General features: G+C 65.0%; 10 protein-coding genes. 7 read left to right on the top strand and 3 right to left on the bottom strand.

Annotation, left to right across the window (positions count from 1 at the left end; genetic code table 11):
* The 3 genes from QM588_RS24395 to QM588_RS24385 all read right to left on the bottom strand — a co-directional run bounded on the left by QM588_RS24395 (position 1) and on the right by QM588_RS24385 (position 2,576).
* Entirely contained in the window at positions 1-828 is an 828-nt protein-coding gene (locus QM588_RS24395; RefSeq protein WP_206497833.1) for a shikimate 5-dehydrogenase, read from the bottom strand.
* Between the two features lie 36 nt (positions 829-864).
* Positions 865-1,533, bottom strand: a complete 669-nt coding sequence (locus QM588_RS24390; protein ID WP_283317215.1) for an HNH endonuclease family protein — start codon at positions 1,531-1,533, stop codon at positions 865-867.
* 143 nt (positions 1,534-1,676) lie between these two features.
* Positions 1,677-2,576 (bottom strand): NADP-dependent oxidoreductase, encoded by a 900-nt coding sequence (locus QM588_RS24385; protein WP_283317180.1) that lies wholly within the window; start codon positions 2,574-2,576, stop codon positions 1,677-1,679.
* A 91-nt stretch (positions 2,577-2,667) separates the two neighbouring features.
* On the opposite strand from QM588_RS24385, the gene QM588_RS24380 reads away from it, so the two are divergent.
* From QM588_RS24380 to QM588_RS24350, 7 genes are all read left to right on the top strand, one after another.
* Positions 2,668-5,502, top strand: coding sequence for a DEAD/DEAH box helicase (locus QM588_RS24380; protein ID WP_283317178.1), 2,835 nt, complete (start codon positions 2,668-2,670; stop codon positions 5,500-5,502).
* A complete protein-coding gene (locus QM588_RS24375; protein ID WP_094643557.1) occupies positions 5,502-6,254 on the top strand; it encodes an SWIM zinc finger family protein in 753 nt (250 codons plus the stop codon). Before QM588_RS24380 ends, QM588_RS24375 begins: the two co-directional genes overlap by 1 nt.
* A gap of 73 nt (positions 6,255-6,327) precedes the next feature.
* The gene (locus QM588_RS24370; protein WP_032365569.1) at positions 6,328-7,836 is read left to right on the top strand and encodes a CoA-acylating methylmalonate-semialdehyde dehydrogenase; all 1,509 of its coding nucleotides are present in this window, start codon (positions 6,328-6,330) and stop codon (positions 7,834-7,836) included.
* A gap of 6 nt (positions 7,837-7,842) precedes the next feature.
* A complete protein-coding gene (locus QM588_RS24365) occupies positions 7,843-8,982 on the top strand; it encodes an isobutyryl-CoA dehydrogenase (protein ID WP_283317176.1) in 1,140 nt (379 codons plus the stop codon).
* Complete coding sequence (locus QM588_RS24360; protein WP_283317174.1) at positions 8,979-10,037, top strand: enoyl-CoA hydratase/isomerase family protein; 1,059 nt, start codon at positions 8,979-8,981, stop codon at positions 10,035-10,037. The genes QM588_RS24365 and QM588_RS24360 overlap by 4 nt, the downstream gene beginning before the upstream one ends.
* Positions 10,034-10,942, top strand: coding sequence for a 3-hydroxyisobutyrate dehydrogenase (gene mmsB, locus QM588_RS24355; protein WP_283317173.1), 909 nt, complete (start codon positions 10,034-10,036; stop codon positions 10,940-10,942). Before QM588_RS24360 ends, mmsB begins: the two co-directional genes overlap by 4 nt.
* Complete coding sequence (locus tag QM588_RS24350; RefSeq protein WP_283317171.1) at positions 10,939-11,715, top strand: enoyl-CoA hydratase; 777 nt, start codon at positions 10,939-10,941, stop codon at positions 11,713-11,715. The genes mmsB and QM588_RS24350 overlap by 4 nt, the downstream gene beginning before the upstream one ends.
* The last annotated feature ends 73 nt before the right edge of the window (positions 11,716-11,788 follow it).

The following is an 11,788-nucleotide window of genomic DNA, read 5'->3' as shown; positions in this document are numbered from 1 at the left end:
TCAGCGACGGGAGAATTCCGACGCCCGCGAGATCTGATCGTCGGACGGGCGAACTCCGGTGTAGAGAACGAACTGTTCTGCTGCCTGCAAGGCAATGACCTGAGCGCCGGTGATCACCGATTTGTTCGCCGAACGCGCCGCGGTGATCAGCGGCGTCTCCGACGGCATCGCGACCACGTCGAACACTGCCTGCGCCGCGTGGATCTGCGACTCGGTGAAGGGAGTCGAGTCGGCAGCCGGTCCGCCCGCCATTCCCACCGGGGTGACGTTCACCAGCAAGTCGGCTGCGACGGACTCGGCCGACCAGTCGTATCCGTACGCCTCGGCGAGAGCCGGACCGGTCGACGTGTTGCGGGCAACCACGGTGCCGCGGGTGAAACCCGAATCTCGCAGTGCGGCAACCACTGCCTTGGCCATACCGCCGCTGCCGGTCACGGCCACCGAATAATCGGTCGAGAACTCGCTGGACGCGAGCAGATCGGCCACAGCCTGGTAATCGGTGTTGTAGGCGTGCAGCACGCCCGCCTCGTTGACGATGGTGTTGACCGATGCGATCGCGCTTGCAGATTCGTGCATGACGTCGACCAGCTCGATCACGTCCTCCTTGAACGGCATGGAGACCGCGCATCCCCTGATACCGAGTGCACGGACTCCACCGACCGCGGCCGCGAGATCGGTGGTGGTGAACGCCTTGTAGACGAAATTCAATCCCAGTTCGTCGTACAGGTAGTTGTGGAAGCGGGTTCCGATATTGCTCGGCCTTCCCGACAGAGACATGCAGAGCTGGGTGTCACGGTCGAGAAAGCTGCGCGACGACGTCGTTGCCATTGGCCAGACTTTACCGCCCGCGTTCGCGCCGCTGGATCAGCAGCTGGGGGCCACCGCAGCAAGGGCGCGGCGGTCGGCCTCGGTGATCGGCAGCTCGTACTGGGCCGCCACCGACAGGTATTTACCCGCGTAGAAACAGTGGTACGCCGCGTTCGGCGGCATCCACTGCGACGGCGTCTTGTCGCTCTTGCTCTGGTTGTCCGGCCCGTTGACCGCCAGCAGATTGAACGCGATGTCGTTCGCGAAACGAATGCGCTTGTCCGCTGCCCAGCCGTCGGCACCCATGTCCCAGGCGGCAGACAACGGATAGACGTGATCGATCTGAATCTTGCCGGCGTCGGACTTGGTGAACTGCAACCGTTCACCGGAGTAGGGGTCGTCCAAGGAGCCCGAGAGCACCACGCAGTCTCGGGTGCCGGCCTTGAACTCGACTTCGGTCATCGACAGTGCCAGCACGTTGTCGCGGGTTCCACACCCGTCGTGCCCGCCCGGTCCGTCGTAGTCGTCCGTCCACGCCGGTCCGAACACGCACCCTTCACCGCTCTTGCATCCGCGCTCGTACCCACGGGGATCGGGTCGTGCGGCGACGACGGCCACGCGATCCAACAGCGTTTCGATCTGGGCGCGGGTGGGGCTGCCCGGAGCCGGGGGTGGGGGAGCCAATCCTGGTATGTCGGACCGGTCACAGGAATCGAACGTCGCCATGACGATCGCGGCGATCACCAACGCCGCCGCTACCCACAGCTTCTTCACACACGCCCCATCGTGAAACTTCGATCTTGCCGACTCTCGTACCTCGCGACAGCAGTGTGCCGGACGGTACCGACACCGCCCGACACGGTCGGGTGTCAGCGGACCTCGATGACGACCTTGCCGAGTGCGTGCCCGTTCTCCACGAGCGCAAGAGCCTCGCCTGCGCGGTCGAGTGGAAACGTGTGATCGATGCGTGGGCGAAGGACGCCCGTCACGACCAGATCGGCCAATCGGGTGAACGCTGCAGTGGTGCGCTCGCGCACTGCTCCAGACCCACCCCACCTGGCGGCGAGCACCGGGTCGGCCACGCTGACGATCGGAGCGCCGGTCTTCACAGCGGCCGTGCGAAGAGTGTCGCCGCCGACCAGATCGACGATTCCGTGCACCGGCCGCGATATCGAATCGACGTACTCGGGTCCGGACTCGACGAACTCCGCACCGAGGCTCTCGATCCACTCCCGCTTGCCCGAGCTCGCCACCCCGAGAACGTCGATACCGTCGGCACGCGCCAGCTGCAGAACCGACGAACCCACACCGCCGCCTGCGCCGAGAACGAGAACCGTGTCGCCTGCAGTCAGCGCCAACCCACGCAGTGCGTCGAAGGCGGTCCCGGCCGCCACCGGCAGTGTCGCCGCGACCGACCAGGACACGGGCTCGGGCTTGTGTGCCGTACCGGCCGCGTTGAGCAGCGTGTCCTGCGCATAGCCGCCGTGACCCGACGCCGTCGCCCCGAAGACCTCGTCACCGACCGAGAACCCGTCCACTCCCGAGCCGACGCCCACAACAGTGCCCGACACCTCCCGCCCCAGCACCGCAGGCAAAGTGATCTGCACGGTGTCCTTGCGATTACCCGCCCGCACCTTCCAATCTGCGGGATTCACCCCCGCGGCATGTACCGCCACGAGAAGCTGCCCCGATCCCGGTTCCGTCACGGGGAGGTCCAGAAATGTCTCGGTGTCGGGGCCGCCGTATTCGTCGAAGCCGTACGCGATCATGGGACCACTGTGCCTCATCGATGACACATCGGTGCCCCATCGATGACACATCGGCGCCGGGTATGTCGGTGCGTGCTGGTTGGATGGACCGATGCTGCACGGTCTCTGGTCTCCCGGTGCCGGATTGCTGCTCTGGGACGACGAGATCAACACCGGAGACGAACCCGACCTACCGGCGACACACTCGCACGTGCTCACCCGCACGTTCCGGCATCGCGCCCGCGTGACGTTTCCCGACTCCACTCGACGCGCCACCCCTCGGGATCCGGTCGAACTGCCGGCGATCGCGCTGGCTCCGCACGATGCGGCCGACCTGTTGCTCCGCACCCCGTCGACCCACCCGCTGATCTCCGGCGACCTCCGGTTCCTGGGCCACGTCGCCCAGGGCATCGAACGATGGGTCCGGGCCGGACGAGTGGTGCCGGCACTGAAATTGATGGACGGCCAGTGGTGGCCGCGTTGGCGGCTGGTCGGCGGCGAGCGTCAACGCGCATGGCTCAGCGAGCTCGCTGTTGCGATGCCGTCGGTGCAGCGGGCGAACGAACGGCCGAAGAAGCTTCTGGACGACATGGTCGAGGAGCTCACCGACCCGATCGTCAGATCGGTGCTCGGCAAGCCCGACTCCGAGCATCCGTTGCTGTCGGCCCTCGTGCGTGACGATCCGTATCTCGATGGGACGCAGAAGATCTCGACGCTGTTCGACAATTGGCGCGCCAGCCTCACCGTCGACGAACCGGCGCTCGTGCTGCGCCTGCTCGAACCGGACGACGAGACGGGTGCTGCCGATGGTGCCCAGGACGATGCCGTCGAGTCGTTCTGGACACTGCAGGTGTGCCTGCGCGCGGACGGGGAGGCGCCGCGTCCGGTCCCGATGAGCCGCAAGGTCGACGCGACCTTGCTTTCGACGGCAGTGCGCAAACTCGGCGAGGCCGTGGCTGCCTACCCGAGGCTGCGTGATCTGCCCACCCAGGAGGGCACCCTCGACCTGTTGTTGCCCACGTCGGTGGTTATCGACCTCGTCGAACACGGTGCCACTGCGCTGCAGGCCACCGGCACGACGGTCCTGCTGCCGAGGGCGTGGACCAGGTTGGATCCGTCGATGCGATTGCGGGTCGAGTCACCCGCGGTGACCAAAGCTGCGGCCGATCGTGCCGTCGGTATGGACGAGCTGGTGTCGTACGACTGGCAACTGCAGCTGGGCGACATGGTGCTCACCGAGGCGGAGATGAACCGGCTTGCCGTCTCGAAGGGCGACCTCGTCCGGCTGCGCGGGCAATGGGTGCTCGCGGACGGGGGACAGCTGGCGCGGGCCGCGAAGTACGTCGCCGAGCATCACGGTGACGGGACTGCGCTCAGCACGCTGATGCGTGAGATGACGTTGGCCGATCCGCCTCCGGCTCCGGTCCAGGACATCCGAGCCACCGGCTGGGCGGCAACATTGCTCGAACCCGGGGCGGTTCCGGAAACCATCCCGGTGCCCGACGGTGTCCGTGCGACTCTGCGGCCCTACCAGCAACGCGGTCTCGACTGGCTCGCGTTCATGAGCCGGCTCGGTCTCGGTGCCGTGCTCGCCGACGACATGGGCCTGGGCAAGACACTGCAGGTGCTCACGCTGCTCGCTCACGAGAACAGTGCGACTCCGACGCTGTTGGTGGCCCCGATGTCGGTAGTCGGTAACTGGCAACGTGAGGCCGCGAAATTCACTCCTGCACTGCGTGTTCTGGTGCACCACGGTCCGACGCGGTTACGCGACGAGGAGCTCGATCGAGCGATCGCGGAGCACGACCTGATCGTCACCACGTACGCATTGATGGCCAAGGACCGCGCGCAGTTGGCCGCACAGACGTGGCGTCGCGTGGTTCTCGACGAGGCGCAGCACATCAAGAATGCAGGCACCGTGCAGGCAAAGGCGGCGCTGGCGATTCCGGCCGATCACAAACTGGCGCTCACCGGGACGCCGGTGGAGAACCGGCTGGACGAGCTGAGGTCCATTCTGGATTTCGCGAACCCGGGCATGCTGGGACGTCCGTCGGACTTCAGGAAGCGGTTCTCGGTGCCGATCGAGCGGGAGAACGACGAGAACGCCGTCTCGCGGCTGCGTGCCATCACATCTCCCTTCATTCTGCGTCGCGTCAAGACCGATCCCACGGTCATCTCGGATCTGCCGGAGAAGAACGAAATGACCGTGCGCGCCAACCTCACTGCCGAGCAGGCGGCGTTGTACAAGGCGGTCGTCGACGAGATGATGGCGCAGATCGCCGACGCGAAGGGCATGAAACGCAAGGGTGCGGTGCTCTCGGCCCTCACCCGCCTCAAACAGGTGTGCAACCATCCCGCGCATTTCCTGTCCGACGGTTCGGCGGTACTCAAGCGAGGTCAGCACCGTTCCGGAAAGATCGGATTGGTGGAGGACATGCTCGATTCCGTTCTCGGTGACAACGAGAAGGCGTTGTTGTTCACGCAGTTTCGAGAGTTCGGTGAGCTCGTGGCACCGTATTTCGCCGAGCGTTTCGGAGTTCAGGTGCCGTTCCTGCACGGCGGCGTGAGCAAGGGCAAGCGCGATGAGATGGTCGAGAAGTTCCAGAGCGACGACGGTCCGCCGATCATGATGCTCTCGCTCAAGGCCGGCGGTACCGGGCTCAATCTCACTGCCGCCAATCATGTTGTGCACCTGGATCGTTGGTGGAATCCGGCGGTGGAGAACCAGGCGACCGACCGCGCTTTCCGTATCGGCCAGCGCAAGAATGTGATGGTGCGCAAGCTGCTGTGTGTGGGCACCGTGGAGGAACGCATCGATTCGATGCTGGTGTCGAAGCAGGATCTGGCGGATCTGGCGGTGGGCACCGGTGAGAGCTGGGTGACCGAGATGGACACTGCGGAACTGCAGGAACTGTTTCGTCTCAGCGAAGACGCGGTGGGGGAGTGATGGCCGACTTCTCGCAGTACGGCAAGCGTCGACAAGCCAAGGGCGGCATCGAGTCTCGTAACAAGCGGGGTGCCTTCGGGCAGACGTGGTGGGGCAGGCACTTCGTCGCCGCGATGGAAGATCTGGCCGACCCGGGCCGGATCGCACGGGGCCGAACCTATGCCCGCCAGGGGCAGGTGCTCACTCTCGGCGTCGAACGCGGGCAGATCTACGGTGAGGTGCAGGGCAGTCAGCTCGAGCCGTTCTCGGCGTCGGTCAGCGTGGAGCCGCTCACCGAAGGCGAGGTGGCCGGGCTCGTCGGCCGAGTGCGATCCAACCCCGGCATGCTGGCGGAACTCGCGTCCAACGCGATTCCTCAGGCGCTGGCGTCGGTGCTGCTTCCCCACGACAAGGGGCAACTGGATTTCGACTGTTCGTGCCCCGACGACGGGTGGCCGTGCAAACACGCAGCAGCGCTGATGTACATCGCCGCCGAGCACATCGACGCGTCCGCGGGGACGATCCTGACACTGCGCGGTGTCGATCTGGATCAGTTGATCGAGGGGGTCGGCGACAGCGACGAGGAGTTCGACCCGGACGACTGGTTCGGCGATCGTGCGGCGTTCCCCGAACTTCCGAAAGTGTCGTTCGCTCCGGCGACGGACGATCTCGATCCGCTGATCCTGCGCAGAATCTTTCGCGCCGACGGTTCGACGGAGGCGGAAGTCAGCCGGGCCTGCGCCGATCTGCGCGCGTTCTACGACCGAATGTGACCGCTCCTGGACTTACATGGACATCCGACTATAGGATGAGCGTACTTAATTCCACGCTCGAGGACGGACACCCATGGCTCGCGAACTCACGCACTTCATCGGCGGCAAGCATGTCGCCGGCACCTCCGGACAGTTCGGGGATGTGTTCGATCCCAATACCGGTGAGGTGCAGGCCCGGGTGCCCCTGGCCGACGTATCCGAGGTCGAGGCCGCCATCGCCGACGCCGAGCAGGCGCAGCGTGAGTGGGCGAAGTGGAACCCGCAGCGGCGCGCTCGGGTGCTGATGAAGTTCCTCGCGCTCGTCACCCGCGACACCGAAGAGCTCGCGCGGCTGCTCTCGTCGGAGCACGGCAAGACCATCGCCGACGCCAAGGGCGACATCCAGCGTGGCGTCGAGGTCGTCGAGTTCGCCGTCGGTGTTCCGCATCTGCTCAAGGGCGAGTACACCGAGGGTGCGGGCGGTGGCATCGACGTCTACTCGATGCGTCAGCCGCTCGGTGTCGTTGCCGGCATCACCCCGTTCAACTTCCCAGCCATGATTCCGCTGTGGAAGGCCGGCCCGGCCATTGCCTGCGGTAACGCCTTCATTCTCAAGCCGTCCGAGCGGGATCCGTCCGTGCCCCTCAAGCTCGCCGAGCTGTTCCTCGAGGCAGGTCTGCCGCCGGGCGTGTTCAACGTCGTCAACGGCGGCAAGGATGCCGTCGACGTGCTGCTCACCGACGATCGCGTCAAGGCGATCGGCTTCGTCGGATCGACGCCGATCGCGCAGTACATCTACGAGACGGCGGCGCAGCACGGTAAGCGCGCACAGTGCTTCGGAGGGGCCAAGAACCACGCTCTGGTGATGCCCGATGCCGACCTCGACGAGGTTGCCGACGCTCTGCTCGGAGCTGCCTACGGTTCGGCCGGCGAGCGGTGCATGGCGATTTCCGTCGCGGTTCCGGTCGGTGAGGAGACCGCTGACGCGTTGGTCGCCAAACTGACCGAGCGAGTGGCGAAACTGAAGATCGGCCGCTCCGACGACGAGAACGCGGACTTCGGCCCGCTCGTCGGTAGCGATGCGTTGAAGCGCGTCAACGATTACACCCAGATCGGTGTGGACGAGGGTGCCGAGTTGGTGGTCGATGGACGCGGATTCAGTCTCGAGGGCCACGAGGGCGGATTCTTCGCCGGCGCAACGCTGTTCGACAAGGTGACCACCGACATGCGCATCTACAAGGAAGAGATCTTCGGACCGGTGCTGATCGTCGTGCGCGCGAAGGACTACGAGGACGCACTGCGTCTGCCGTCCGAACACGAGTACGGCAATGGCGTCTCGATCTTCACCCGCGACGGCGACACCGCTCGCGACTTCTGCTCCCGCGTCCAGGTGGGCATGGTGGGAGTCAACGTGCCGATTCCGGTGCCGATCGCGTACCACACGTTCGGTGGTTGGAAGCGTTCGGGATTCGGCGATCTCAATCAGCACGGACCGGATTCCATCCGCTTCTACACCAAGACGAAGACCGTCACTCAGCGTTGGCCGTCGGGCACCAAGGAAGCAGCTGCGCAGAATCACTTCGTCATTCCGAACATGGACTGATCGACGATGTTCACGTTGAACGAGGACGAGCGTGCCATCAACGACACTGCTCGTGATTTCGCGGACGAGTTCCTCGCACCGAACGCCGTCGAATGGGATCAGCAGAAGCACTTTCCGGTGGACGTGCTGCGCAAGGCTGCTGCTCTCGGGATGGGTGGCATCTACATCCGTGAAGACGTCGGCGGATCGGGCCTGACCCGCGTCGACGCGGTGCGCATCTTCGAGCAACTCGCCACCGGTGACCCGTCCATTGCGGCCTACATCTCGATCCACAACATGGTCGCCTGGATGATCGACACGTACGGCGACGACGAGCAACGGCAGCGTTGGCTTCCGGGACTGTGCTCGATGGATCAGCTCGGTAGCTACTGCCTCACCGAACCCGGCGCTGGATCCGACGCGGCGAAGCTCGGTACCAAGGCCGTCCGTGACGGTGACGAGTACGTGTTGGACGGCGTCAAGCAATTCATCTCCGGCGCAGGCACTTCCGAGGTGTACGTCGTCATGGCCCGCACCGGAGCGCCGGGTCCCCGCGGCATCTCGGCGTTCATCGTGCCGAAGGATACCGCGGGACTGTCGTTCGGAACGAACGAGAAGAAGATGGGGTGGAACGCTCAACCCACCCGCCAGGTGATCTTCGAAGGTGCCCGCGTTCCGGCCGCCAACCTGCTCGGCGGCGAGGGCGACGGATTCCGGATCGCGATGAACGGGCTCAACGGCGGACGCATCAACATCGCCGCGTGCTCGATCGGCGGCGCACAGTCCGCTCTCGACAAGGCCGTGTCCTACCTCGCCGACCGCAACGCATTCGGCGCCAGGTTGCTCGACTCGCAGGCCCTGCAGTTTCGACTGGCGGATTTCAAGACCGAGCTCGAAGCTGCCCGAACTCTGCTGTGGCGAGCAGCGGACGGGTTGCAGAACAATGCAGCCGACAAGGTCGAGATGTGCGCGATGGCCAAGCGTTTCGGTACCGATACCGGCTTCGAGGTCGCCAACGGGGCGCTGCAGTTGCTCGGCGGATACGGTTATCTCGCCGAGTACGGTGTCGAGAAAATCGTTCGCGACCTTCGGGTCCACCAGATTCTGGAAGGTACCAACGAGATCATGCGCGTGGTCGTAGCTCGCTCCATCGTGGGTGCAGCATGAGCGATGTCCTACTGGAGGTTTCGGGCGGGATCGGTCGCATCACTCTGAACCGCCCCAAAGCCATCAATGCACTCTCGCATGCGATGGTGCAGCAGATAGCTCCGGCGTTGACGCAGTGGGCAACCGACGACAGCGTCGACGTCGTCCTGCTGACCGGAGCCGGCGAGCGCGGATTGTGCGCGGGCGGCGACATAGTCTCGATCTACCACGACGCCAAGGACGGCGGCAGCGGAAGCAAGGACTTCTGGCGCGACGAGTACGTGCTCAACGCCGCGATCGCCCGCTTCCCCAAGCCCTTCGTCGCGATCATGGACGGCATCGTCATGGGCGGTGGCGTCGGGCTCTCGGCCCACGCGAACACCCGCATCGTGACCGAGCGCTCCAAGATCGCGATGCCCGAGGTCGGAATCGGTTTCGTTCCGGATGTCGGTGGTACGTACCTACTTTCGCGTGCATCGGGCGAGATCGGCACCCACTTCGCGCTCACCACGGCGCGGATGAACGCCGCCGACGCCATCGCGGTCGGCTTCGCCGATCACTACATCCCGTCGGACAAGCTGGAAGACTTCTACTCGGCACTCGAGACGGTCAGTGTCGGAGAAGCCGTCGCGACGTTCAGCGAGTCGGCCCCGGAATCTGCCATCGCTGCTCAGCAGGAGTGGATCGACGAATGTTATGCCGGTGATGACATCCAGGGCATCGTCGACGCTCTGGCCGCATCGTCGGTGCCGGAGGCACAGCAGGCCGCGAAGGACATCGTGTCCAAATCGCCCGTATCTCTTGCGGTGACGCTGCGGTCGCTGCGACGGGCGGCGACGCTGCCCTCCCTCGAGGCCGTACTGGACGAGGAGTACCGCGTGTCGGTCGCGTCGCTCAGCAGTCACGATCTGGTCGAGGGAATTCGGGCGCAGGTCGTCGACAAGGATCGCAATCCCCAGTGGCAGCCGGCCACGTCGGCGGACGTCACTGCCGAGGACGTCGATCGATACTTCGCGCCCCTGGGCGACGCCGAACTCGGTCTGTCGAAAGCACTTACAGAAGGTGAGCAGTCATGAGCGAGAAGACGATCGGATTCATCGGCCTCGGGCACATGGGTGGGCCGATGGCCGCCAACCTGGCTGCGGCCGGGTACACGGTGCAGGGCTTCGATCTTGTTCCCGCGGCGCTGGAGCAGGCCACGAAGGACGGCGTGACTGTGGTGGAGTCCGCGGTCGCGGCCGTTGCTGGAGCCGACATCGTGATCACGATGTTGCCGAACGGAAAACTGGTACTCGGGCTGTACGGGGACCTGCTTCCGGCCGCGGCACCGGGGACGTTGTTCATCGATTCGTCGACCATCGACGTCGCCGACGCGCATGCAGCGCACCGGCTGGTGCACGAGGCCGGACACCGTAGCCTCGACGCTCCGGTCTCGGGCGGTGTCGGGGGAGCGGCCGCAGGCACGCTCACGTTCATGGTCGGTGGTTCGGAGGACGATTTCGCCTCCGCCGCTGCCGTTCTCGATGTCATGGGCCGCAAGGTCGTGCACTGCGGACCGGCGGGCAACGGTCAGGCCGCCAAGATCTGCAACAACATGATTCTCGGCGTATCGATGATTGCCATCAGCGAGGCCTTCGTGTTGGGCGAGAAGCTCGGTCTGAGCAATCAGGCGCTTTTCGACGTGGCATCGACTGCGTCCGGCCAATGCTGGGCGTTGACGACCAATTGCCCGGTGCCCGGTCCGGTTCCGACGAGCCCGGCGAACAACGAGTACAAGCCCGGATTCGCAGCGGCCCTCATGGACAAGGATCTGGGTCTGGCTGCGAATGCACTGCGCGACAACGGCGTCGAGGGTGTTCTCGGGTTGCGTGCAGCCGAGCTCTACGCGCAGTTCAAGGAGACGTCCGGTGGTGGAACCGACGTGGACTTCTCCGGAATCATCAACGACATCCGCGAACGCTCGAACGGAGCTGTCCAGTGACCGATTACGAGACCATTCTGCTCGAACGCCGTGGACGCGTAGGCATCATCACGCTCAACCGTCCGAAGGCGTTGAACGCGCTCAATTCCCAGCTGATGCGCGAAGTAGTCTCGGTGGTCGAGGAACTCGATGCGGACTCGGACATCGGTGCAATCCTGATCACCGGTTCCGAGCGGGCCTTCGCGGCCGGTGCCGATATCAAGGAAATGCAGCCGAAGTCGTACATGGACGTGTACCTCGACGATTTCTTCGCGGCGTGGGATCGATTGGCATCGGCTCGCACGCCGTTGATCGCGGCGGTCTCCGGCTATGCACTCGGTGGTGGGTGTGAACTCGCGATGCTGTGCGACGTGCTGATCGCCTCCGATACCGCGGTGTTCGGTCAGCCCGAGATCAAGCTGGGGGTCATTCCCGGAATCGGCGGGTCGCAGCGCCTCACGCGTGCGGTGGGCAAGGCCAAGGCCATGGAGATGTGCCTGACCGGTCGCAACATGAAGGTCGAAGAAGCCGAGCGAGCGGGGCTCGTCTCGCGGATCGTGCCGGCCGCGGACCTGCTCGACGACGCCATCGCGACTGCCACGACCATCGCCGAGATGTCGCTGCCGGTCGCCATGATGGCGAAGGAAGCGGTCAACCGCTCGTTCGAGTCGAGCCTTCGTGAGGGAGTCTTGTTCGAGCGCCGCGTATTCCACTCGACGTTCGCCACGGAGGATCAGAAGGAAGGCATGTCGGCTTTCATCGAGAAGCGCACGCCCAACTTCCAGCACCGGTAGTGCTGGCCGCTCTGTCGGGTCGTTCCGTGGGCTCCACTCCCACCCCGACCGGTCGTTCCGCAGGCTCCAGTCT

Source organism: Rhodococcus sp. IEGM 1354, from assembly GCF_030056855.1.
In the GTDB taxonomy this organism is placed as follows: Bacteria; Actinomycetota; Actinomycetes; order Mycobacteriales; family Mycobacteriaceae; genus Rhodococcoides.
This window is presented reverse-complemented; position numbering and strand designations above follow the sequence as displayed.

Bases quoted from the DNA above. Each gene is read 5' to 3' on its own strand.
- QM588_RS24395 (WP_206497833.1), bottom strand. From the start codon at position 828: ATGGCAACGACGTCGTCGCGCAGCTTTCTCGACCGTGACACCCAGCTC.
- QM588_RS24390 (WP_283317215.1), bottom strand. From the start codon at position 1,533: ATGGCGACGTTCGATTCCTGTGACCGGTCCGACATACCAGGATTGGCT.
- QM588_RS24385 (WP_283317180.1), bottom strand. From the start codon at position 2,576: ATGATCGCGTACGGCTTCGACGAATACGGCGGCCCCGACACCGAGACA.
- QM588_RS24380 (WP_283317178.1), top strand. From the start codon at position 2,668: ATGCTGCACGGTCTCTGGTCTCCCGGTGCCGGATTGCTGCTCTGGGAC.
- QM588_RS24375 (WP_094643557.1), top strand. From the start codon at position 5,502: ATGGCCGACTTCTCGCAGTACGGCAAGCGTCGACAAGCCAAGGGCGGC.
- QM588_RS24370 (WP_032365569.1), top strand. From the start codon at position 6,328: ATGGCTCGCGAACTCACGCACTTCATCGGCGGCAAGCATGTCGCCGGC.
- QM588_RS24365 (WP_283317176.1), top strand. From the start codon at position 7,843: ATGTTCACGTTGAACGAGGACGAGCGTGCCATCAACGACACTGCTCGT.
- QM588_RS24360 (WP_283317174.1), top strand. From the start codon at position 8,979: ATGAGCGATGTCCTACTGGAGGTTTCGGGCGGGATCGGTCGCATCACT.
- mmsB (WP_283317173.1), top strand. From the start codon at position 10,034: ATGAGCGAGAAGACGATCGGATTCATCGGCCTCGGGCACATGGGTGGG.